Annotated in this window: 19 protein-coding genes; 17 read left to right on the forward strand and 2 right to left on the reverse strand. The window is 38.4% G+C overall.

The features are described from left to right. Positions 1–13: 13 nt before the first annotated feature. From GYM71_RS02185 to GYM71_RS02220, 8 genes are all read left to right on the forward strand, one after another. Positions 14–1,435 carry a PTS transporter subunit IIC gene (locus tag GYM71_RS02185; protein WP_220220762.1) on the forward strand — a complete coding sequence of 474 codons (1,422 nt, stop codon included), beginning with the start codon at positions 14–16 and terminating at the stop codon, positions 1,433–1,435. A gap of 22 nt (positions 1,436–1,457) precedes the next feature. Next, positions 1,458–1,703, forward strand: a complete 246-nt coding sequence (locus tag GYM71_RS02190) for a hypothetical protein (RefSeq protein WP_244986840.1) — start codon at positions 1,458–1,460, stop codon at positions 1,701–1,703. 177 nt (positions 1,704–1,880) lie between these two features. Further along, positions 1,881–2,600: a GntR family transcriptional regulator gene (locus tag GYM71_RS02195; RefSeq protein ID WP_220220764.1), complete on the forward strand. Its 720-nt coding sequence runs from the start codon at positions 1,881–1,883 to the stop codon at positions 2,598–2,600. 9 nt (positions 2,601–2,609) lie between these two features. Further along, the gene (locus GYM71_RS02200) at positions 2,610–3,773 is read left to right on the forward strand and encodes an SIS domain-containing protein (protein WP_220220765.1); all 1,164 of its coding nucleotides are present in this window, start codon (positions 2,610–2,612) and stop codon (positions 3,771–3,773) included. Between the two features lie 166 nt (positions 3,774–3,939). Next, positions 3,940–4,428, forward strand: coding sequence for a PTS sugar transporter subunit IIB (locus GYM71_RS02205; protein WP_220220766.1), 489 nt, complete (start codon positions 3,940–3,942; stop codon positions 4,426–4,428). Positions 4,429–4,438: 10 nt separating this feature from the next. Next, positions 4,439–5,365: a PTS mannose/fructose/sorbose/N-acetylgalactosamine transporter subunit IIC gene (locus tag GYM71_RS02210; protein WP_220220767.1), complete on the forward strand. Its 927-nt coding sequence runs from the start codon at positions 4,439–4,441 to the stop codon at positions 5,363–5,365. Then, entirely contained in the window at positions 5,352–6,170 is an 819-nt protein-coding gene (locus tag GYM71_RS02215; protein ID WP_220220768.1) for a PTS system mannose/fructose/sorbose family transporter subunit IID, read from the forward strand. Before GYM71_RS02210 ends, GYM71_RS02215 begins: the two co-directional genes overlap by 14 nt. Before the next feature lie 54 nt (positions 6,171–6,224). Beyond that, positions 6,225–6,626, forward strand: a complete 402-nt coding sequence (locus GYM71_RS02220; RefSeq protein ID WP_220220769.1) for a PTS sugar transporter subunit IIA — start codon at positions 6,225–6,227, stop codon at positions 6,624–6,626. 125 nt (positions 6,627–6,751) lie between these two features. On the opposite strand, the gene GYM71_RS02225 is transcribed toward GYM71_RS02220, so the two are convergent. Next, positions 6,752–8,776, reverse strand: coding sequence for a hypothetical protein (locus GYM71_RS02225; RefSeq protein ID WP_220220770.1), 2,025 nt, complete (start codon positions 8,774–8,776; stop codon positions 6,752–6,754). 173 nt (positions 8,777–8,949) lie between these two features. Here GYM71_RS02225 and GYM71_RS02230 point away from each other — a divergent pair, with 173 nt between their 5' ends. Continuing rightward, on the forward strand, positions 8,950–12,495 hold the full coding sequence (locus GYM71_RS02230; protein WP_220220771.1) for a TIM-barrel domain-containing protein: 3,546 nt from the start codon (positions 8,950–8,952) through the stop codon (positions 12,493–12,495). Between the two features lie 195 nt (positions 12,496–12,690). Beyond that, positions 12,691–13,683, forward strand: coding sequence for a tagatose 1,6-diphosphate aldolase (locus GYM71_RS02235; protein ID WP_220220772.1), 993 nt, complete (start codon positions 12,691–12,693; stop codon positions 13,681–13,683). A 152-nt stretch (positions 13,684–13,835) separates the two neighbouring features. On the opposite strand, the gene GYM71_RS02240 is transcribed toward GYM71_RS02235, so the two are convergent. Next, entirely contained in the window at positions 13,836–14,597 is a 762-nt protein-coding gene (locus GYM71_RS02240; RefSeq protein WP_220220773.1) for a MurR/RpiR family transcriptional regulator, read from the reverse strand. Between the two features lie 120 nt (positions 14,598–14,717). Between GYM71_RS02240 and pfkB the strand changes: the two genes are divergently transcribed. The 7 genes from pfkB to GYM71_RS02275 all read left to right on the forward strand — a co-directional run bounded on the left by pfkB (position 14,718) and on the right by GYM71_RS02275 (position 23,286). Next, positions 14,718–15,647: a 1-phosphofructokinase gene (pfkB, locus tag GYM71_RS02245; protein ID WP_220220774.1), complete on the forward strand. Its 930-nt coding sequence runs from the start codon at positions 14,718–14,720 to the stop codon at positions 15,645–15,647. Between the two features lies 1 nt (position 15,648). Continuing rightward, positions 15,649–17,544, forward strand: coding sequence for a fructose-specific PTS transporter subunit EIIC (locus GYM71_RS02250; protein WP_220220775.1), 1,896 nt, complete (start codon positions 15,649–15,651; stop codon positions 17,542–17,544). Positions 17,545–17,881: 337 nt separating this feature from the next. Next, positions 17,882–20,656: a sigma 54-interacting transcriptional regulator gene (locus GYM71_RS02255; RefSeq protein ID WP_220220776.1), complete on the forward strand. Its 2,775-nt coding sequence runs from the start codon at positions 17,882–17,884 to the stop codon at positions 20,654–20,656. A gap of 143 nt (positions 20,657–20,799) precedes the next feature. Further along, positions 20,800–21,219 carry a PTS sugar transporter subunit IIA gene (locus GYM71_RS02260; RefSeq protein ID WP_220220777.1) on the forward strand — a complete coding sequence of 140 codons (420 nt, stop codon included), beginning with the start codon at positions 20,800–20,802 and terminating at the stop codon, positions 21,217–21,219. Between the two features lie 12 nt (positions 21,220–21,231). Further along, complete coding sequence (locus GYM71_RS02265) at positions 21,232–21,696, forward strand: PTS sugar transporter subunit IIB (protein WP_220220778.1); 465 nt, start codon at positions 21,232–21,234, stop codon at positions 21,694–21,696. Between the two features lie 14 nt (positions 21,697–21,710). Then, positions 21,711–22,478 carry a PTS mannose/fructose/sorbose/N-acetylgalactosamine transporter subunit IIC gene (locus GYM71_RS02270; RefSeq protein WP_220220779.1) on the forward strand — a complete coding sequence of 256 codons (768 nt, stop codon included), beginning with the start codon at positions 21,711–21,713 and terminating at the stop codon, positions 22,476–22,478. After that, positions 22,462–23,286, forward strand: coding sequence for a PTS system mannose/fructose/sorbose family transporter subunit IID (locus GYM71_RS02275; protein WP_244986841.1), 825 nt, complete (start codon positions 22,462–22,464; stop codon positions 23,284–23,286). Before GYM71_RS02270 ends, GYM71_RS02275 begins: the two co-directional genes overlap by 17 nt. Positions 23,287–23,309 lie beyond the last annotated feature (23 nt).

Genomic DNA, 23,309 nt, shown 5'->3' on the forward strand with positions numbered 1-23,309 from the left:
AAAGGAGAAAAAAATGAATGGGATAATTAATTTCGCTAATTCTCTTTTTAAACCCCTAATTGACATGGGGGCGGCAACAATCATGCTAATCGTTTTAACACTGATTGCAGTGCTCTTTCGGGTAAAGTTTACTAAAGCGCTTGAAGGTGGTCTAAAGTTAGCGATTGCGATTACTGCAATTGGCAATATTATGAATATGCTGACGACGGCTTTTCAAAAGCCAATGCTGCAATTCGTCAAGCATACGGGAATTCACATGGATATGCAGGATATGGGCTGGGCACCGTTAGCCACAATTACTTGGGGCTCGCCTTATACACTGTTTTACCTATTAGTTTTAATTATTTTAAATGTTGTTTTATTGCTCTTGAATAAAACTAATACTTTGGATGTTGATATTTTTGATGTCTGGCACCTAGCCTTTGTTGGTTTATTTTGTGTCTATGTCGGTGCGCCGCTTTGGCTATCAACTATTCTAGTTTTATTTATTGGTACGATGAAAATCATCAATTCAGATTTAATGAAGCCAACCTTTAACGATCTCTTGGATGCGCCTGAAGGCAACCCGATGACGACTACGCACATGAACTACATGATGAACCCGATCATTATGCTCTTTGATAAGTTTTTTGATAAATGCCTCCCTTGGCTTGATAAATTTGACTTTGACTCAACTAAGTTAAATGAAAAAATCGGCTTTTGGGGTAGTCGATTTGCAATCGGTGTCTACTTAGGTATCTTTGTTTCTCTGCTTGCCGGCAACAATTTTGCGACCGAACAAGGTTGGAAAGATATGTTCACGCTATCATTTATTGGCGGCTCTTGTATTGAACTGTTCTCAGTTATTGGTTCTTGGTTTATTGCATCAGTTGAGCCCCTATCACAGGGAATTGCCGATTTTGCTACCAAGAAGTTTTCTGGTCGGACCTTTAATATTGGCCTTGACTGGCCATTTTTAGCAGGACGTTCAGAGATTTGGGCAGCAGCTAACGTCTTAGCTCCAATTATGATGCTTGAAGCAATGGTCTTACCGGGCAATCGGTTAATGCCACTTGGCGGTATCATTGCAATGGGTGTTACCCCAGCTTTGCTAGTAGTTACTAGAGGAAAAATTATTCGAATGATTATTATCGGAACAATTGAATTACCAATTTTCCTTTGGGCAGGAACAATGGTTGGTCCATTTGTTACTAACATGGCGCACTCTGTTGGTGCAGCCATTCCGGCTCATACTCTAGTTTCAGATACCACGATGGAAGGCCCAGTAGAAAAATTCTTAGCTTATCTTGTCGGTAATGCTTGGAAACAACAGGGGATGTTCATCGTTTATGCCTTAATTGCTTTAGCCGTTTATCTGCTCTTATTCATCTGGTACGCTAAGCAAATGAAGAAGAGAAATGCGGAATATGCCGCAGCAGCTAAGAAATTAGGTTAAATAATAGTCATTTTTGCTCAAGGTGATTAAATTGAAAAAAGTAAAGGTGTCAGCAAAAGAACAGGCACGAAGAAACGGCATTTTATTATGGACAGTATTCGTTATTGTGATAAATTTTTTACAGCTGATTTGCAAAAACTGGTTAACTACGATAGTGGCCATGGTTGGCACAATTTATGCACTCTACCGAATCGTCGTTTATGATAATCCCCGAAATCGCCTTAGCCAAAAATATTATAATTGGCAAGGTAAAAAACTAAAGAAATAATTTAATACCGTTAGGGAAAGTTTTCTCTAACGGTATTTTTGCTTCAAAACGGGAAGGTAAAGTGCTCGACTTAAGGAGAAAAATATTTTTGAAAAGGTTTACAAATCCAATTGTATTTAACCGCTTTCTTTGCTACACTCGAAGTGGTATCAACCAGTTAAAAAGGAGGGGATGTCAATGCAAAAACCACTTTATCAGCGGGTTATTCTCGACTTAGAAAAGCTAATCAAAAAGATGAAACCCAATGAAAAGTTACCAAGCGAACGGCAACTATTGGTTAAATATGGTGTCAGTCGCAATACTATTAGGTTAGCATTACAAAACTTAGAAGAGCGAGGGCTAATTTACCGACTTCATGGTAAAGGAACATTTGTCTCGAGCATTTATTTGGATCGACCAAATATTGGTGGAATTTACTCTTTTTCTGAAGAAGTAATGCGGGAAGGCCAAAAGGCAACTACGCAAAATCAAAGCTTGGAACTAGTAACGCCGACAAGAAAGATTGCCGAGCAACTTAACCTAGCTGAAAATGAGCAAGCCTATAAATTGGTCCGTTTGCGTCTTGCCAATAATGAGCCGCGAATGTTTAGTACAACTTATTTGCCAGAAAAATTGTTTCCTAAGTTAAAAATTTCCGATCTGAAGAACAAGACATTATACGGGGTACTTAAAGAAAAATATAATCAATTATCCGTGATCGCGTTTGAAGATGTGCAAGCGGTCAGCCTAAGTAAACCCGAAAGTGAATATTTAGCGGAAAAAGAAGGTTCACCTAGTCTGAAAATTTACCGCAAAACAATTAATGATAAAAATATTCCGATTGAGTTTACTATTTCTTTAGCACGTGGTGATAAGTTTATTTATCGGTCAAGACAATATAACGATTTAGCAAAATAAGGAGAAAAAATGTTTACGAAAACAGATGCAGAACTTGAAAAAATAGGTGCTAAGATTACTACCCGTGAGATTCAGCAACAGCCTGAATTATGGCAACAAACCTGGTCGATTTACCAAGATAATAAAGCCAAAATTGAGGAATTTCTCGCCAAGGTTAACAGTGAGTGTGGCAAGGTACGGGTGATTTTCACTGGTGCAGGAACCAGTGCGTACGTTGGCAACACCATCATGCCGTATTTACAAAAGCATGGTGATCGCAGCAAATATGACTTTACAGCAATTGACACTACTAAAATTGTCTCCACCCCCGAAGATTACCTTGAGCCGGAAACGCCGACCATTTTAGTTTCCTTTGCCCGTAGTGGCAATTCGCCAGAGTCGGTTGCGACAGTTGAATTAGCCAAAAAGCTGGTAAAAAATTTATACCAAATTGCTATTACTTGTGCGCCTGAAGGTCATTTAGCCCAAGACTTACAAGGCGATGCAACGGGGCTAGTTTTATTAATGCCGGAAAAATCGCTTGACCAAGGCTTTGCAATGACGGGATCATTTTCATGTATGACCTTAGCAGCATTATTAGTCTTTGATACTCTTGGTGACCAAGAAAAAGAACAGATTATTAAGCAAATTGCGACAATGGGCAAGAGCGTGATTGCCAGAGAAGACGAGATTGCAGCGCTTGTCAAAACAGATTTTGACAGAATTACTTATATTGGCAGTGGCTGCTTAGGTGGACTTGCTGAAGAAACGCGGTTAAAGATTTTAGAATTAACTGCGGGTGAAGTGGCAGCATTATTTGACACGTCGATGGGCTTACGTCACGGTCCTAAGTCGTTTTTGGATAAAAAGACGATTGTTTTCGACTTTGTTTCCAACAATTCGTACACCAGACAATATGATTTGGATATTCTCAATGAAATTAGGGATGATCAAATCGTGCCGCTGGTAATGGCAGTTGGGCAAGAAAAAGCGGGGCAAGATTTTGCTGGTCAAACATTTACTTTTGCGGAAAAGAAACTTTTGCCAGATGTTTATTTAGCTCTGCCAGATGTCATGTTTGGTCAGACCATTGCATTATTAACTTCAATTAAAGTAAATAACAAACCAGATACGCCATCGCCAACCGGAACCGTTAACCGGGTCGTTAAAGGTGTCACTATTCACAAGTTTTAGTGTAATTACTTTGTTTATATAAAAAAAGATTTTATAACATAACGATAAAATTATTGTCAATAATTAAAAAGTGCATGTTGACAAAAATTGGTTGGTACCTTACTATGTAATTGTGAAAGCGTTTTAAATAATATTTAGATTTCCTTAAAGATATGGAGGAAGACATATGAATATTGTGGGTGCAAGAGTTGATGAACGCTTGGTTCATGGTCAAGTTGCTAATCTTTGGACACCAAAGCTGCAAGTAGAACGAATTATCGTTTTAGATGAAAAAGCAGCTAAGGATGATATCCAAAAAAGTGGCCTTAGAATGGCAACGCCAATGACGACGAGACTAAGTGTTCTACCAACAAAAATTGCTGCTGATCATTTATTAAAAAATCGTTATGGTAAGCAGAGACTATTTTTAGTTTCGAAAGAGCCAGACAACTTTTTACAACTGCTTAATGCTGGAGTTAAATTCGACTCGCTTAATCTAGGCAATATGTCGCGCAAAGAAAATACGACAGAACTGACTAAGCAAGTAAATGTTACGCCGGACGATGTTAAGATTTTTAACCAAATTGCTGATCAGGGTGTCGAGATCATCGCACAGGTAAATCCAAGTGTTGATGCAACGAATGTCATGAAACTGATTGGCGAAAAGATGAAGTAGGAGGAAGAAAATGATAGCTTGGTGGCAAATATTACTGCTTACTTTGTATGCAGGCTTAGAAATTCTTGATGAATTGCAAATCTATTCGTCTTTAAATACTCCTGTCGGTGCTGGCTTAATTGCTGGTCTGATTATGGGTGATTTACCTACTGGATTATTTATCGGTGCTTCAATGCAGTTAATGGTTTTAGGTGTTGGTACTTTTGGTGGTGCTTCAAGAATTGATGCAACTACTGGTACAGTTCTTGCAACTGCCTTTTCAACAACTGTTAAGGGCATGACTCCTCAGGCAGCTATTTCTTCTATTGCTGTTCCTGTAGCAGCAATCATGGTAGAGCTCGACGTATTAGCAAGATTTGCTAATACTTACTTCTCTCACAGAATTGATCACTTAATTGATCAAGATAAGATTAACTATAAGGCCGTTGAAAGAAATGTTCTTTATGGTGCAATTCCGTGGTCATTATCTCGTGCGATTCCCGTCTTTATTGCCTTAGCCTTTGGTCAAGGATTAGTTCAAACCATTGCCAATGCTTTAAATGGGGAATTCTTATGGCTAGGTCAAGGCTTAACCGTCGCAGGTGCTGCGCTTCCAGCGGTTGGTTTTGCGATTTTACTTCGCTACTTACCAGTTAAGAAACATGTTGCTTACTTAATTCTTGGCTTTACCATTACCACTTTGTTCTCAGTCCTATTCACTGGTCTGCAGACTTTGGGTACTGGTCTAGCTGCTGTTAATAAAGGCTTTACTTCCATCTTCAATGGTTTACCAATGTTAGCAATTGCAATGTTGGGCTTAGCTTTTGCAATCTTACATTACAAGAACATTTCGATTAGCAGACCTGCACCAACAAAGAGCGCTGAAAGTGCAAGCAATGAAGAAGCAAGTTCAAGTGTTAATAATGATGAAGGAGAGATCACTGATGACGAACTCTAAACCTAAATATAAATTAACTGATGCGGACTTTAAACAGATTAACCGGAGATCATTATTCGGTTTCCAGTTAGGCTGGAACTATGAACGAATGCAGAATAGTGGCTATCTGTACACGATTTTGCCGCAATTGAGAAAAATCTATGGCGATGATACTCCAGAATTGAAAGAAATGATGAAAACTCATATGCAGTTCTTCAACACTTCTAACTTCTTCAATACCATTATTACTGGTATCGACCTTGCGGTTGAGGAAAATGAGGGAATTGCTGGCAAAGATACTGTTGAAAGTATGAAAGTCGGCTTGATGGGTTCATTTGCCGCCATCGGTGACTCAATCTTTGCTTCATTAATTCCAACAATTTTCGGTGCTTTAGCTGCATCAATGGCTCATGAAGGTAATCCAATTGGTGTGATTATCTGGGTCGCAGCCTGCTTGTTAATCTGTGTTTTCCGTTGGAAACAATTACATTTTGCCTATGATAAAGGTGTTTCATTGGTAACTGATATGCGGGATCGGTTAAACGCATTAACTGATTCGGCTACGGTCATGGGTGTCTTCATGGTTGGTGCATTAGTAGCAACTATGGTTAACATTAAATTTGCCTGGACACCACAAATCGGCAAGGTTTCAATGAACATTCAAAATAACCTTGATATGATTATTCCAAAACTGCTCCCAGCTGCAGTAGTTGGTTTTGTCTACTGGTTATTAGGCAAGAAAGGTATGACCTCAACTAAGGCAATTTTAATTGTTTTAGTTCTGTGCATTATCTTAGGCGGTACCGGAATTATTGCTAAAGTCTAGCAAGCTGCTTTAACACAGTAATGTCATAAAATGATAGTAAGAGAAAGAATTCATATGGCTGAAAAAGAATTAATACTAATTAGTCACGGAAAAATGGCAGAGGGCGTAAAAGCCAGTGCCGAATTAATAATGGGCGAACAAGAACATGTCCATACAGTTTGCCTACTTCCATCCGAAGGACCAGAGGATTTCAAGCAGAAATTTGAGAATGAAATAGCAGGAATGGATGTTGCTGATATTACCGTTTTCGCTGATTTGATGGGTGGAACTCCTGCAAATGTTGTTAGTAGAATGATTATGGGTGGACAAAAGATTCATTTGATTTCAGGAATGAATCTTCCACTTGTAATTGAATGGTTAAATAGTCAAATGAACGGGGTAGAATCTGACTATATCACTGCCGGGAAGGCAGGAATGGTCGATGTTACCGAAATGTTGGCTAAAATGAATAAATAAAATTACCAAAGTAAAAAAGCCTAATTCGGTGGATCATCGGAGTTAGGCTTTTTACTATTCGATTATTAAACTATGTATGATTAACTAAATAAAATAGGATTAGCCTAGGGGGCCAATCCTATTTTTTATTTTGAAAAGATAAGTTGAATTAACTCAAGCGGTTTAAGTTCTTCGTTAATAGTTACGGAACTTCCCGTTTGCCGAAGATTGATTTGCTTGCGCGTTACTGTCGAACCATTTTTTCTAATTAAAGTGGCCTGATTATGAAGTAGCTTTTTACCAGTGTGCCAGTTAATTTCCCGGTATGAATCAGACGAAAAATTAGCTAGCCAGGCAATTTTACCGTCAGCTTGCAGCAATAATTTTACGTTAGGCATCTGTTCTAGGTAATCAAGGGATGTGATGCTAGTAAGCATTTGTTGCAGTAACCCTTGCTTATAAGTAGAAAATTGTGCTTCCCAGCCGTGACGTGGATCTTGGTCAACTGGCAGAACAAGTAGATGATTATCAATTACGGCCATAAAATTGCCTAAGCGCTCATCAACTGAATTATAGGCAGAAGACCAAATATTAACGTTACTTTCTGGATCGTAGGTAAGTTGCAGGTAATTACCGGTATGTTGCAGCATCGTAATGCGGGGATTAATGACACCATCAACTTTCTTCCCATCTGCTTGCTCAAAGGACTGGTAGCCAGTACGGCACTTATGCCAAACCGCTTTTTGAATATGAAGTAAGTTTTCTAAGCCGCGGTCCAGCAATACTTGAATGCTTTCACCATCTAACAAGACAACATTGTCCTGCAGAAGTTGCGTAATTTGTTGATTATTAAAATTTCTAAGAAGCTGGCCGGCAATAGCGATAATTTGCTTTTGTAATTTAGTGTCAGCACTGACTGGCAAAATTGTTATAGCAAATCCCATGGCACCTAGTAAACTGGCCCAATTTTTTTCATGCGGCAATAATTCCGTTACATCCAAGCCACGTTTAGTTTGTAAGTTATAGCAAGAATCCTGGTCGACCAGGACCTTAATGCCACACAAGTGCTCGATAGGCAGTCTATTTTGCAATAATTGGTTAACAAAGGGCTTGGTTTCAGCCAGCATTTCTGCGTAATGCCAGCTTTGGTTAATTCCATTACCCATCATATCAAATAGGTTTAGTAAAATTCCCTGGCTACCGATTAAGGCAGCCGTAATTATTTGAAACTGACTAAAAGTCGTTGATTTTACCAGGGGTGAATACATGTAATTTTCAAGTTCAGGATAAAGTTCAGTTTTTTCTCCTAAAAAAGCAGCTGTAATTCTCGTGTACTCTTCAAAAAAACGTCCATATTGATTTGGCGCAATTTCATTATAGGCTGGCAAGTGGGGACGGGCAATTTGGGGATGGTCCTTTCCGGCTTGTGCCAAAAATAGGTTATTCCAATCACGTCCTTCTAATGCATGCCAATCAGGATAAGATGTCATCTGCGCTAAGTCTGTTTCTGGGCTTACTTGGTGAACAGCTTGTTCGAGTAAGTGTTCTGTTTCGATCATTTCAGTTCGTGCTTGATCAAGGTAGATTTTCCGTTCCATGGTCGGTGGACCTGGCTGCAGCATTTTTTTAACGAATTCACTTCTAGCTTCTTTTCGGCCAAGCTTTTTCTCATAAAGGTGCATGTGGTAGTCACAAAAGCACATTAACCCAAGTGGTGTGTGATTATAATGACGAAAATCATCTTCTAACCATAATCGTTTAGGATGAATACTTGCATATTGCGCGTATATCTCTGTTAGGTATTTTCGCCATGTTGGATCAGCTGGGCAGGCCATATCGTTAGCCTTTTGGCCATTAAGATCAACAAACGTGTTAAAGCCAATTTGCGGATTAACATGATAGCCGCGATCTGAATGCATGATTGTTGTCCAAGGATTTAAGCTGGTGGTAACACCAATTGCAGCTAATTTTGCCTGCAGCAGCTTAATTGCATCAAGCCAAACCTGAGTTTCTCTTTTAGTCAAATGGCTATGATTGAGCTCTTCACCATTAATGAAAAAAGCAACATCATCAATCTGTCCTTTTTTTACAAAGTCTAATAATTGCTGGTCTTTTTCTGCTGTATTGGTAAGAGGATCAAGCATATAGCGCAAAGTATAAATAAATTTCATGATTTCATTCCATCCACATAGTAAATATGTAATATATTATTTTTTATAATCAATAAATAAAAGTTAATATTTTTCGTTAAAGTATGTCATAAAATCTATACCTATTATATAATTATATAATAAAACGCTTTCCAGAAATCTAGTAATTTTAATTTTTATCAAGGAGATAGCTTATGCTAGGTAAAAATAATCGATTAGGTAAACAAAAGAAAGTTAGTAAATGTATTAATCGTTGGTCTATTAGACGGTTAAATGCGGGCGCAGCGTCTGTCATAATCACTACGGGTTTTATTGGTGCTAGTGCATTATATTGCGGTGTAAAGACGGAAAATGTATTGGCTGCTACTACAGAAAACATTAGTGAAAGTAGTAATTCACAATCACAAACTGATAAGCAGGCAATAGGAGAAAATGGCTCTGAGCAAAATCCCGCACCAAATACTGAGCAGCCGCGAGAAACAAGTAAAGGAAATGAAGTAATGCAGCAATCAATTATTAATATAGTTAAAAAGGAAAATTATTTTGAGGTTACGTATGCAAATGGTCAAGTTGCCAGACTATATGTTTTAAGCCCCAAGATGTTCCGCTATTATCTTGACCCAACTAAAAAATATGATGAGCCCGAGCAATCAGAAGCGGATTTGAACGCTAAAATGCTGGCCAAGGGTCAGGATGCTTATGGTAAAAAGGGTTTGAAAAAAACAACTGCAACTAAAAGTAGTAAGGGCTGGAAGCTTTCGACCGGTGCAATCGAGATTAATTTTGATCAAGCAGCTGGCACTATGAGTGTGACTAAGGGGAAGCGCACAATTTTACAAGAGGCTAAGCCAATCGAAATTACGGATAAGTCAAGTACACAGACTTTAAAGGATCCTGCCGGCAGTCATTATTTTGGTGGTGGTACGCAAAATGGCCGTTTTAATCTAACTGGTGACAATATTAAAATCGAAAATACAAACAATTGGGTTGATCAAGGTGTAGCATCACCTAACCCATTTTACTGGTCCTCGAATGGTTACGGCGTTTTACGTTATACCTTTAAGCCGGGACGATATGACTTTGATAGTGCAGCTGACGGTTTAGTAACGACAACGCACGATGAAAACCGTTTTGACGCAATCTACTTTTTCGATGATTCACCGTATGATTTAATCCATGACTATCAAGAATTAACCGGCTTGCCTGCCTTGACGCCAATCTATGGTTTTTATGAGGCCCATTTAAATGCTTATAATCGTGATTATTGGGTTGAAGTTACTCCTGATACCAACGGTGCAATCAAATATCCTGATGGAAAATACTATAAAGAGTATCAACCAAAGGAGTTGCCAGCAGAATACAAGGATAAAGCAATTCGTGAAACGCTAAATGGTGAACATGGTGGCACGAGTTATCAGTTCAGTGCGCGTGCAATGCTTGACCAATATTTAGATCACGACATGCCGATTGGTTGGTTTTTGCCAAACGATGGTTACGGTGCAGGGTATGGTCAAACGGATACTTTAAAGGGAAATATTGCGAACTTGCATGACTTTATTAAATACGCTAATTCCAAGGGAATTCAGGTCGGTTTATGGACTCAACAAAACCTTTCTCCTGCAGATCCGGCTAACCCTAAGCCAGATGACCGTGATTTTGAGCAAGAAATTGCTGCTGGAGTGACCGCTCTTAAGACGGACGTAGCTTGGGTCGGCAATGGCTATTCCTTTGGTCTTAACGGTACGCAAACAGCCGCCAAAATGATCAAAAAAATTAAAGGCGACAGCTTGCGCCCATTTATTGTGACAGTCGATGGCTGGGCTGGCACCCAGAACACAGCCGCAGTTTGGACTGGTGATGAAACCGGAGGAGAATGGGAATATATTCGCTTCCAAATTCCAACCTATATTGGTGAGGGTCTGTCTGGGCAACCTAATGCAGCCTCAGATATGGACGGTATATTTGGTGGAAAAAATGCAATCATTAACACCAGAGACTATCAATGGAAAGCTTTTACCCCAATTCAATTAAATATGGATGGCTGGGGCAGCAATCCGAAGAATCCGTTTGCCTTTGATGATGCCACCACCGCAATTAATCGCGCTTATCTAAAGCAAAAATCAATGTTAATGCCTTACATTTATAGTATTGCGTCTGAAGCGACTTTTGCTGGAAAGCCAATGGTACGGGCGATGTTCCTTGATTATCCTGCCGAACCTGCCGCATACACTGATTTGGTTAAGTACCAGTATTTGTGGGGAGACAATTTCTTAATTGCCTCAATTTATCAAAATACTGCTAGTGATCAAGCCGGAAATGATATTCGCAATGGAATTTATTTACCAGACAAGAACCAGGTTTGGATTGACTACTACACCGGTAAGCAATATCAAGGAGGCCAGGTTATTAATAATTTTGCCGCTCCAATCTGGAAACTTCCAGTCTTTGTTAAAGCAGGTGCAATTATACCGGTTGCCCCAGCGACTAATACCCCGCAAGAATATCAGTCACTAAAGAATCAGCGCCAGTTTGAAATTTATCCTAGTGGACATAGCAGTTTTACTGTGTACGAAGATGACGGCATTTCGGCCCAATATCAATCTGGTCAGCACGCCGAAACTACCGTTACCAGCAACTTACAAAATACTACTTTAACTATTAATGTTGCTAAGACGAAGGGACAATATGCTGGCTTTGAACCGAATAGGACGACTGAATTTGCTGTGAAAACCACGCAAGAGCCAGCAACAATTAAGGTGAAAGTTGGCAATAAGAATATTTCTTTACGACAGGCACATGATCTGGCTGACTTTAATAAATCTAATAACGTTTATTTCCTTGATCAAAATTACAGCACTAACTCATACCTAGATAAGATGGCAGGTGCAGTGAAGCAAACTTTCTTAAGAATCAAGTTGGCTGCAACTGATGTAACTCGCAATTCACTTACAGTTTCAATTACCGGGTTTAACAAAGATACTGCTATTGTTAACCAGTTACCGGCTGAGAATGCAAATATTGCTCAACCAACTGCTTTAAAACAAGACAATGAGGGAACAACTGAAAATGCAATCACAGTTACTTGGAATCCTGTAGTAGACAGTACAAGTTACAATTTAAAGGTAGATGGAGTTTTACATACCAATATTAAAGAAATTAAATTTACCTTACCAAATATTAAGCCAGAGTCTGCACACACATTCCAGGTTCAGGCGGTTACACCTAACGGAGCTTCCAAATGGAGCGCTATTCAAACCTTCTCAGCGAAAGAAAGTATTTTGAAAAATACCGTAAAAATAACGTCAGTTAAGACTAGTTCCAACATTAAAGACACCAATATTTGGGAAAACGATCAGCCGGTTGAAAATCTTTTTGACCATGACTTAAGCACAATTACACATTCTAATTGGTTCTCTGATGGCAACAAACAGGCGGCTACGCCAATGACGATAACCGCACAATTAGCTGAGCCGACAGATCTTGATCGTTTTGTTTATCTTCCGCGTAATGATGGTGGAACTAATGGAATTATTACGGCAATTAAGGTTGAAGTAAGTTTAGACGGAACTAATTGGCAAGAGGCTGGTAGTGCTTCGAATTGGGCAAAAGATAGTTCAACTAAGGAAATTAAGTTTGCGCCGGGAACCAAAGCAGCTTGGATAAGATTTATTATTCCAACTGGAGGTTCAGTTAATGAGTTTGTTTCGGGAACCGAATTCTTAATCTATAAAAAAGCCTAAAATAAATGGTTAAATGTGGAAAAATAGTTTTTACCTTTAATTTTCTAATAAAGGCTGTTAGGGAGCTGTAAACTTTTTCAAAATTGATCTCAAAGCTGAAAAGTTTTTCGTAAATCCGACCGCTTCTTTAAATGCGCTTACAATGAGTATATAATAACAGTGTGCGATTAAAGAGAATGTTAAAGGAGATTTATAATGAGATCAATATCTTCCGCAGTTGCAAAACATCTGGAAAATTTGTCAACTAAAGATGGCGTAATTAGTGCGTTAGCAATCGATCAGCGTGGTTCTTTAAAGAAAATGCTGGCTGATGCTGCTAATAAACCTGCTGATGAAACAACAATTGTTGATTTTAAAAAGGCAGTTTCAAGTGAATTAACACCTTATGCTTCGTCAATTTTGACTGATCCAGAGTATGGCTTACCGGCAACTAAAGTTCGAGACAAGAATTGTGGCTTGCTTCTTTCTTACGAAAAGACTGGTTATGATACTACTGAACCCGGCAGAATGCCAGATTTAATTGCTAATCAATCTGGGTTGCGCATTAAGAATGAAGGCGGGGATGCGATTAAATTCTTGCTTTACTATGATCCGGATGAAGGCCAAGAAATCAATGATAAGAAGAAGGCCTTTGTAGAGCGGGTTGGCGCTGAAGCAAAAGCTAACGAATTACCATTTTTCCTTGAGCTATTGACTTATGACAGCAAGATTGAAGATACAAAAAGTGCAGAGTTTGCCAAAGTTAAAGCTAATAAGGTTTTACAAGCAATGAAAGAATTCTCGGCGCCGCAGTATGATGTTACTGTTTTGAAAGTGGAAATTCCGTTTAATCTCAAGTTTGTCGAAGGCTTTAATGGAAATAATGAGGTGGTTTACACACAAGAACAGGCTAAAGACTTGCTTAAACAGCAATCTGATATTACTGATCTACCATTTATTTTCCTATCCGCTGGCGTAACGAGTGAAGAATTTATTGCTGAAATCAAAATGGCCGAAGAAGCCGGAGCTGACTTTAATGGGGTCTTATGTGGACGTGCAACTTGGAAGCCTGCTATTAAGCCATTTGCCGGTGAAAGTGAAGCAGCTGGTCGCAAATGGCTATCAACTAAAGGTAAAGAAAATATTGAAAACTTAAACCAAGCGCTCAAAGGAGCAAAATCTTGGCGTGATAAATTGACGGTTCAATAACTACAAATAAGTTAATAAAATTATTACAAAAGCACGATTCTGTGATTAATAACAGAATCGTGCTTTTGCTTGTGCACTTTTTTAATTGTGACAAGAATTTACTGATAAAATTTAACAAACCGGCTGACTAGTAGAAAAACTAGCAGCCTTTTTTAGTTAGCCTTGAAAAAGTTGGTTCTGACTGAATACGCATCGCAAAAGATCCTCGTCATAATCTGCAATGGCAAGCGTGAGCGTACTTCATATTCGGGAAAGTAATTTGTCTTTGACTTATAGCCAATGAAGGACAGCGTTGAAGAAGTTAAAATGCTGCCAGCAGGATTAGTGGTAAACGTCAAAATAGGAATATCATTTTTTCGCAATGTTTTGGCAGCTTTGACCAATTCATCTGTTTCGCCATTCAGTGTAATAAAAATAGCGAGAGCATCCCGGTTTAATTTATTTGCAATTGTCATGATGATATTGGGATCAGAATGGAACTCACAGTATTTACCAGTTAGCTGCAATTTAACCATCATTTCATGTGCAATCGATTCTGACAGTCCCCGTGCAAACAAATAAACGATTTTAGCCTGCTTAGTCATGGAGATGCTATCTTCGATCGTACTGTAATTGAGATTGTGCAAGGTATTATTCATTTCAATCTCGTTTTTAGTAATAACGCTCCTAATCTTGTCATCTGCTTCATTTAAAACTGCGAAAGTAGAATTAGATTTACTTTTGAGTTTTAATGCTTCGCGATAAGAAGTATAGCCACTGTAACCCATCTTTTGCATGGTGCGAACAATTGTGGCAGTAGAAACATTAGCAAATTGGCTTAACTTAACGATTGACATTTTAGCAATTTTATCCGGATTATTTTCGACAATATTCCAAAGATGCAATTCAGCGGAACTTAGTTCTTTTGTCGGCATGATTATACCTCTTTTGTAAATAGTTTTCTGTTATTTTTAGTAAACGCTATCATTTATGAAAATCGTTACACTTTATTCTCTTTATAATAGTACAAAAGGCAAGGAAAAGGAGAAAAAGCATTGATTTATACAATAACTTTAAATCCAGCAATCGATTTAGTAATTGTGACGAAAAAATTAGAACCAAAAGTTGTTAATCGAACGGAAAGTTTTGAATTGCAGCCTAACGGCAAGGGTGTCAATGTATCATTTATTTTAAAAAAGCTTGGCATCAAAAGTGTTGCGACCGGTATTGGTGGCGGGTTCACGCTTGACTACGTTACTAATGGATTGGCGGCAAAAGGAATCAAAACTAAATTTTTGAAGGTGAATGGTTTAACTAGAGTGAATGTTTTCACTAATGTCATTGACCAGAATACTGAATATAAAGAGGTTAATCCTGGACCAGAAATTAGTAAAGAAGTGCAGCAGCAATTTTTGGCTTATTTTGAGGAAACACTTACTGAAGAAGATTTAGTGGTAATTTCTGGTAGCTTTGCTCAGGGGATCGAACCAAGTTATTTGGTGCAAATTGCCCGGATTGTCGCTGCCAAAAAAGCGAAGCTGGTAATTGATAGCAGCTATTTGGCGGTAGTTGATACCCTACCGTATCATCCGTTTTTACTTAAGCCTAACGAAACCGAACTGGCCAGTTTTTACCATTATAAAGGTGAAATGACTAGTGCCAAAACGGTTGAATTAGCGCAGAAATTGGTGCAGGCGGGCTGTCAAAATGTCCTAGTTTCGCTTGGTGCAAGAGGAGCAGCATTAATTAATGAAAAAGAAGTTTTATTTGCCAATGCTCCTAAAATCAAAGTGGTCAATTCAGCGTGTGCTGGTGACACGATGTTGGGTACTTTTCTTGCCTTCATAGAAAAAGGTCAGTCAATTAGTGAAGCACTAAAAGTAGCAGTAGCTGCCGGCAGTGATACGGCAAGCAGAACGGGCTTGACGGATTTTAAATTAGATAAATTATTGCCGCAAATTACGGTTAAAGAAGGGATGAAATAAAATGGCTAAATATGATTTAGTGGGTGCGACTGGGTGTGCAACCGGCGTTGCCCATACTTTTATGGCACAAGAGGCTTTGGAAAAAGCCGCCCAAAAATTAGGCTATACAATTAAAATTGAGACTCACGGACAAACTGGGGTCGAAAACCGCTTGACTAGTGACGAAATTGAAGCAGCACAAGCAGTAATTGTCGCTTCAGATATTGATGTCGGTACAGAGAGATTTGCAGGTAAAAAACTAGTAGTTGTCCCAGTTGCCAAGGGATTAAAAGAGCCGGAAGAATTAATTAACAAGGCTCTGAATGCACCAGTTTATCGCCAAGATAAAAAACTGCAGTCAACGGAAGCTGTGGCAAATAATCAAACTATTGGTAATAAGCTTTATACTTCATTAATGAATGGGGTATCCCACATGTTGCCGTTTGTAGTTGCTGGTGGGGTATTGATTGCCATCTCCTTTTTTTGGGGAATAAACTCGGCTGATCCGAAAAATAGTGAATACAACCAATTTGCTGCAATGTTAAATACAGTTGGTAGCACAACGATGAACCTAATGGCGCCAGTTTTAGGAGCTTATATTGCAGAGGCATTAGCTCAAAGGACTGGCTTTGTAGTCGGACTAGCAGCGGGCTTTATAACTTTTAACGGCGGTGGCGGCTTTTTAGGCGCAATTGTTGGTGGTTATCTGGCTGTTATCGTTGTCTGGCTCCTGCAGAAATTATTTCAACCTTTACCAGATGATAAATTTAGGGGACTAAAATCAATTTTTCTATTTCCAGTCTTAGGCGTATTAATTACCGGTGCAATTATGTACTGGTTAAATACACCGATAAAAGCAATTAATCTGGGCTTGATGTCATGGCTAAAAGGCTTTGAAAATACTAGTCCAGTATTACTTGGAATTATCGTCGGGATGATGTGTGCTGCTGACTTTGGTGGTCCGATTAATAAGGCGGCTTATGTAACGGGCACGGTTTTACTAGCCCAAGGCAATTATTACTTTATGGCTGGCGTTTCTGCAGCATGTATTGCACCACCACTAGCTACGGGATTTGCTGTTTTAATGAATCCAAAAGCATATACCAAGAGTGAAAAAACGGCTGGCTATGTCAACTTCTTATTAGGTTCAACGCATATCACAGAAGGAGCAATTCCGTTTGCTGCCAAGCACCCATTATGGAACATTCCTGCTTTTATGGTTGGCTCAGCTGTCGCATCAGTTTTAACTTACCTGACCCGGATCACAGTTCCTGCTCCCCACGGTGGTTTCATCGTTTTACCATTGGTCAATAAGCCATTTTTATGGGTACTTTGGATTGTCATTGGAGCGATAATTTCTGGTGCATTACTGGCTTTAATTGCCGGCAGATTTGCTAAAAAAGAAGCTGTAGTTTCAAGTAATGAAAGTTCAATCATTACGGAAACTGCTCAGGCTAATCCCGAAGACCATGATCCAAGTAAAATTTTGGCACTAAATAATATTCAAGTTGACGTTGATGTAAATGACCGTGATGATGCCCTTAAGTATTTAGCTGACTTTGCAGTACAAAACAACTTGGCTACCGATGCCGCTAAGGTTTTGGCCAGTTACAAGCAGCGAGAACAAGAGGGCAGCACGGGAATGACTGAAGGTTTTGCAATTCCGCATGCTCAATCAGCAGCAATTAATAAATCGGCGATGATAATCTTGAAATTAAAGAAACCAATTGATTGGCAGTCGCTAGATGGACAGAAAATCGATACTGTAATTTCATTCTTAATTCCAGAAGTAGATAGTAACTCACATTTAAAATATCTTTCCAATACGGCAAAATTGTTAACTCATGAGGATTTCATTGCTAGTCTAAAAAAGGCTAATACACCGGAAGAAATCTATCACTTATTTAAAAATGAATAGCATATAAAAAACAGGCTGAAAAAAATTAAATATGTGTAAGAAATTGCTAAATTTCGTTGATTAAACGATAATTTAGCTTTTTTATTTACAAATGCTGCTGAACAAATCTGTAGGAACTCATAGTTCGAACTATTTCTACCATTATATTTAAAAAGTCATTGACTTACTTTTAAGTTTTAGATTAAAGTTGGAGTTATGATAAAGCGCTTTATTAGCTAGATGTTTAAATTTACCAACCTGTATAATTGCGACTAAAGAGCCTTATTATATCAGCGAAAATAAGCAATTTGCAAAAACAAGTTAAAGACTATCTTGGGAGTATAAAAGGGAGGTTAAATTGAATCTGAAAGAAAAAATTTTTACCCAAATTCAGCAGCAAACAGCAAGTAATTTATACTCAACTACCGAAATTGCTCAAAATTTAGGGGTGAGAAGAAATACCGTAAGTTATTATTTAAATCAATTAGTAGCAGAGAAAAAAATTATTAAAATCGGTGGTAAACCTGTTGTTTTCGTTGACCGTGCTGCACCAAAATTGCGGGATTTAGCTCTTCAAAATAAGTATCAGAATATGGCTAGTTTTAAAGCTGCCCTGACAAAAAAGGATGTTTTTACTGAAGTTATTGGCTATAACAGTTCACTATATAACCAGATTCGTGAACTAAAGGCAGCTGCATCTTACCCCGGCGGGTTACCAGTTTTGTTAACAGGAGCCACGGGAACTGGCAAGAGCTATTTAGCTGGCAAATTTTATGAATATTGCGTGAATAAGGGTTATCTTCAAAAAGATGGCAAGTTTGTTAGTTTTAACTGTGCCGAATATGCCGATAATCCTGAATTGCTTACCAGTACGCTATTTGGCTATACCAAAGGAGCTTTTACTGGTGCAGATACGGCTAAACCGGGCTTGTTTGATGAAGCCGACGGCGGGATGCTTTTTCTGGATGAGGTACACCGGTTGGATGCAAAAGGGCAAGAAAAATTATTTTCTTACTTGGATAAAGGGGAATTTTCTCCTGTTGGAGCAGCTAGTGCAACGAAAAAAGTTCATGTCAGGTTGATTTTTGCTACAACTGAAAACATTAAAAGTAATTTTTTACGCACTTTTATTCGGCGAATTCCTGTCCAGATTACTCTACCGCCAATAAAAAAGCGGACAAGTGAGGAGATTCGCTCATTAATCTTACACTTTTACCTTGAACATGCTCGAAAAATTAACCGTGAGATTATTGTGGATGACAAAGTATTTTCAACGCTAGTTCATATTGGTTACGAAAATAATATTGGCCAATTAAAAAATATTGTTTTGCTATCTTTGGCAAATGCGTTGAAGCGTCGTTCAGATGAAGAGAAAACTGCAATTTCGGTAAAGCTAGTTGATTTACCGTACAAGGTGTTAATGTCAAATTATGTAAAAGAATACGCCGTTTCAAGTCGTGAAGCTGCCCAACTGGTGATTAAGCCTACTAGTCACATCAAGGACTTTTTGATTCAAAGGTCAGACTCAAACCATATTGAAGAAACGATGCGGCAAATTTTAACGGCCTATGCCAAACATTACCCGATTGCTATATTTAAAAAAATGGCTGACGAAAAAATTGCGGAACTATGCGATTTTTTGGTTTTCAAGCAACAACGATTAGGTGTCGGGCCATTACCGCTCAGTTTTTTTCAGGAAATACTAAATCAAAAATTTGGTTATTTACAAAATGATTTTGGTAATGACCTCAATGGTAATGTCATTTTAACCCTGGCATTTTATTTTTATTACAGGCAAGCTAATCAGTGGCACTTGTCTTTATCAGAACAAAAAACTTGTAAGCAAATAATGCAGGAATGGGATATCACCAGTGACAATGATCAGCTTACTTCCCTAATTATGTCCACGGCTACCGAGATTTTTAATCTTCACGTAGACGAATTTGATAACTTATTTTTACTGCTTTTTCTCAATAGTATTCAAAAAAGTGAAAACCCTGATATTATTCATGGCGTTGTATTGGCGCATGGTTATTCAACGGCCAGCAGTATTGCTAATGTCGTTAATAAATTAGAAGGAAAGAATTTATTAGACTCATTCGATATGCCAATTGATATTGAGCCCGAGGATATTGCCCAAAAAATTCGCAGTTATGTCAAAATTCATCAGGTTAAAAATGGCTTGATATTAATGGTTGATATGGGTTCATTGGAACAGATTCCGCAATTGCTAAAAACCAACCTAGATTATCCCATTGCGATTTTTAATAATGTTTCAACGCAACTAGCCTTGTTTGTGGCAGACTGTCTAAAGAAAAAGATGACCCTGGAAATGATTGTTAAAGAAACCAAGGCAGCCGTTAACAATGATTACAAAATTATTTATCCAGCGGTATTAAAGAAAAATATTTTGATTATTTGTTGTAATACCGGTGTGGGTACAGCCAGCAAAATTAAGCAGCTGCTCCTTGCCAGTTTGCCAAAAAAGATAAACTTATTGATCAAAACCTATGATTATGACTTCTTAAATTTAGCCGGTCAAGAAAAATTACTAAAGGAAAAGTACCATATCTTAGCGATTGTCGGCACGGTTAATCCTAAATATCAGGATATTGCTTATATCTCTCTTGATCAATTAGTCAACGGGGAAAAGATTGAAGACTTGCAAAATGCGCTGGCTGGTTTCTTAACTAAGAAAGAGTCACTGGAATTTAATAGTAATGTTGTTCGCAACTTTACCATTGAAAAAGTGCTGAACTCGTTAACAATTTTGGATACTCATGTGGTCATGAAAAATATCGACCTTGTTTTAAAAGAGCTCGATGCATTTTTAACCAAACCGTTGAAAAATCGAACAAGGATGTTACTGTATGTTCACATTAGCTGCATGATTGAACGGATTATTCGAAAGCAGCCGCTAACGTCGGAACCAGAAGGCTTGTCTCTTGCCAATGAACAAGAGCTTTTGGATAAATTAAAAAGTTCGCTCAATATTCTGGAAACAATATACAGTATTAGTATTCCGAAAAATGAGGTGAAGTATATTTGCGAATTAATCATTAATTCTGAAAGTGATATCAATACGTCTGCAGATGATAACAATTCTTTTGACACTTCTACAATTACCGAATAATGTGTCAAAAATGGCGCAATTAAAATAAGCAAAATAACGCCCAATCATGATTATGGAGGCAATCATGGTTGGGTCTTTTTTTATCTGACAGATCTTGGCACGAAATTTGCTATTAAATAAATGAAAGTGGGGGTGAGAAGTAGATGAAGCGGCATTTAGAATTAGCTTCACATGGACATTTGGCATCCGGGGCATTAAGTGCCTTAAAGATTTTAGTTGGAAACAAAAATAATATTTCGGCAGTGGATTGTTACGTGGATAATTCTTTTGATTTGCAAAAAACGGTGGAAAAAGTCATCAGTGATCATAAAGAAGAGGACTTAATTGTGGTAACAGACTTATTTGGCGGCAGTGTCAATAACGAATTCATGCAGCATCTGACTGATAACGTCTTTTTGATTGCGGGGATGAATTTGCCATTCTTATTAGAATTAGCAGTCAATTTAGATTCGCCTGTGCCAACTAAAGAAATTATCCAAAATGCACTGAATGCCTCAGCCAAGAGCTTAAAATTTTGCAACGCAATTGACTTGTCCGAGACACTTCAAGATGAGAACTTTTAGAAAGGAAAAATTATGATTGTTTTAACAAGAGTAGATCACCGTTTATTACATGGTCAGGTAGCTTTTTCGTGGACGTCACATTTATCAGCTAATTGTATTTTATTAGCTAATGATAAAATCGCGCAGGATGAAACCCAAAAGGCAATTACCAAGTTAGCTAAGCCAAGTGGGGTCAAATTAGTAATAAAAACCGTTGCTGATTCGATCAAAGCGCTTAATAGCGGTGTGACAGATAAATATAAATTGTTTATTGTTGTTGCCAGTGTTGACGATGCTTATCAGCTTGTCAAACAGGTGCCACAAATCAAGGCACTTAATTTAGGTGGTACTAAGGCCGGTGAAAACAAGAAATCCTTATCGGCAGCTATTTTTGTTACTGCTGATGAAGAAGCCAAGTTAAAAGAATTGAGTGATGCCGGGATAGAAATCTATTGCCAGCAGGTACCAACAGAAAAGAAAAAAGAGCTTTTTAAGTAAAAGGAGGAGCAATTATGCAAACCTTTTTAATTTTTCTAGTGGCGATCTTTGGTTATGCCGAATATTTTTTATTTGGAAGAAGCCAAACTTATCGGCCAATCGTGATGTGCGCTCTGACAGGATTGGTATTAGGTAACTTATCTGCCGGAGTTATTATTGGCGCACAAATGGAACTAGCTTTTATCGGGGTGCAGGAAATTGGATTGTCAACGCCGCAGGATATGGTTTCCGCCAGTATTGTGGGCACTAGTATTGCAATTCAGTCAGGCAGCAACTTTGCAACGGCAATTGCCTTCGGTTTGCCAATTTCGATGGTAGTGCTATTTGTTCAAAATCTCGTCTATGTTTTAATTTCTCCGGCATTTGTTGCTAAATGTGAGCAGATTGCTGGTGAAGGAAAAACTAAGTTATTCAGTCGGTTTACTTTTTGGGGCGGAACCATTCTACACTTTGCGCCTTCCATAATTTTAGTTACGGCAACTTTTGTTTTAGGTAATCATTTTGCCAAAAGCATTATTAACTTGATTCCCAATTTTGTTCAAGACGGTTTAATTGTTGCAAGTGAAATTTTACCTGCCTTTGGTTTTGCCATGCTACTTGAAGTCATTATGAAAAAAGAAATTTTTCCCTTCTTCTTTCTTGGCTTCCTGATTGCAGCCTACTTAAAAGTCCCAATAATGGGAATTGCCTTCTTTGGCGTAATCTTGATTGCAATCATGTACTATCGTGACCAAAAACTAGCAACAGAAACGGAGAGTGAAGCAAATGACGACGACTTCTAGTAAATTACGGCCGAAAGATTTTCGGCGCGCTTTTTGGCGCACGTTTTCAATGGGTGCTTCTTGGGAGTACAGTAAGCAGTTAGGCGTTGGCTATGCTTATGCAATGACACCGCTATTAGAGCGGATTTTTCAAAATAAACCGGACAAGTTGAAGGAGTCATTAAAGCGAAACACTGAGTTCTTCAATGTCTCTAACTTTTGTGCATCAACCATTATGGGCATTTCGGCTTCAATGGAGGAGCGCTATGCTGACAGCGATGATTTTGATCCCAATACAATTAGTAATATTAAGGCTAGTTTAATGGGACCTTTATCAGCAATCGGTGATTCGCTAATGATGGGGACTTGGCGAATTATTTGTACTAGCATTGCTACTGTGTTTGCACTGAAGGGTAATTTCTTAGGACCGCTTTTGTTTATCCTTGCTTACAATATCCCATGCACATTGGTCAGATGGTATGGCTTAAAATACGGTTACCAATTTGGCGTTGGCTTTTTGGATAAGCTGAATATGTCGGGAGCCTTTGAAAAATTATCATATTACTCTTCAATCTTGGGCATGATTGTGATTGGCGCAATGACCTCTAATTACGTTGTGATTAACACGCCACTGAGCTTTGGCAAGGGAAAAGCCAAATTAACGCTGCAAGGCGATGTCTTAAACCAAATAGTTCCGGGTTTATTACCGTTACTAGCAGTTTTCATCATGTATAAATTGCTGAAAAAGGGTGTGAATGTGGGCTGGATAATTTTTGGGACATTTGTTCTGGGAATTGTTTGTTCATACTTTAAAATCTTTGTCCCATAACCAAAAATAAGAAAGAATTTTAA

Origin of the sequence: Lactobacillus panisapium (genome assembly GCF_019469265.1) — a bacterium.
Classification (GTDB): domain Bacteria; phylum Bacillota; class Bacilli; order Lactobacillales; family Lactobacillaceae; genus Lactobacillus; species Lactobacillus panisapium.

Excerpts from the sequence above, each read along its gene's own strand:
- GYM71_RS02235 (WP_220220772.1), top strand. The coding sequence starts at position 12,691 with ATGAGATCAATATCTTCCGCAGTTGCAAAACATCTGGAAAATTTGTCA.
- GYM71_RS02225 (WP_220220770.1), bottom strand. The coding sequence starts at position 8,776 with ATGAAATTTATTTATACTTTGCGCTATATGCTTGATCCTCTTACCAAT.
- GYM71_RS02185 (WP_220220762.1), top strand. The coding sequence starts at position 14 with ATGAATGGGATAATTAATTTCGCTAATTCTCTTTTTAAACCCCTAATT.
- GYM71_RS02200 (WP_220220765.1), top strand. The coding sequence starts at position 2,610 with ATGTTTACGAAAACAGATGCAGAACTTGAAAAAATAGGTGCTAAGATT.
- GYM71_RS02260 (WP_220220777.1), top strand. The coding sequence starts at position 20,800 with ATGAAGCGGCATTTAGAATTAGCTTCACATGGACATTTGGCATCCGGG.
- GYM71_RS02250 (WP_220220775.1), top strand. The coding sequence starts at position 15,649 with ATGGCTAAATATGATTTAGTGGGTGCGACTGGGTGTGCAACCGGCGTT.
- GYM71_RS02220 (WP_220220769.1), top strand. The coding sequence starts at position 6,225 with ATGGCTGAAAAAGAATTAATACTAATTAGTCACGGAAAAATGGCAGAG.
- GYM71_RS02230 (WP_220220771.1), top strand. The coding sequence starts at position 8,950 with ATGCTAGGTAAAAATAATCGATTAGGTAAACAAAAGAAAGTTAGTAAA.
- GYM71_RS02265 (WP_220220778.1), top strand. The coding sequence starts at position 21,232 with ATGATTGTTTTAACAAGAGTAGATCACCGTTTATTACATGGTCAGGTA.
- GYM71_RS02240 (WP_220220773.1), bottom strand. The coding sequence starts at position 14,597 with ATGCCGACAAAAGAACTAAGTTCCGCTGAATTGCATCTTTGGAATATT.
- GYM71_RS02270 (WP_220220779.1), top strand. The coding sequence starts at position 21,711 with ATGCAAACCTTTTTAATTTTTCTAGTGGCGATCTTTGGTTATGCCGAA.
- GYM71_RS02205 (WP_220220766.1), top strand. The coding sequence starts at position 3,940 with ATGAATATTGTGGGTGCAAGAGTTGATGAACGCTTGGTTCATGGTCAA.
- GYM71_RS02210 (WP_220220767.1), top strand. The coding sequence starts at position 4,439 with ATGATAGCTTGGTGGCAAATATTACTGCTTACTTTGTATGCAGGCTTA.
- GYM71_RS02275 (WP_244986841.1), top strand. The coding sequence starts at position 22,462 with ATGACGACGACTTCTAGTAAATTACGGCCGAAAGATTTTCGGCGCGCT.
- GYM71_RS02195 (WP_220220764.1), top strand. The coding sequence starts at position 1,881 with ATGCAAAAACCACTTTATCAGCGGGTTATTCTCGACTTAGAAAAGCTA.
- GYM71_RS02215 (WP_220220768.1), top strand. The coding sequence starts at position 5,352 with ATGACGAACTCTAAACCTAAATATAAATTAACTGATGCGGACTTTAAA.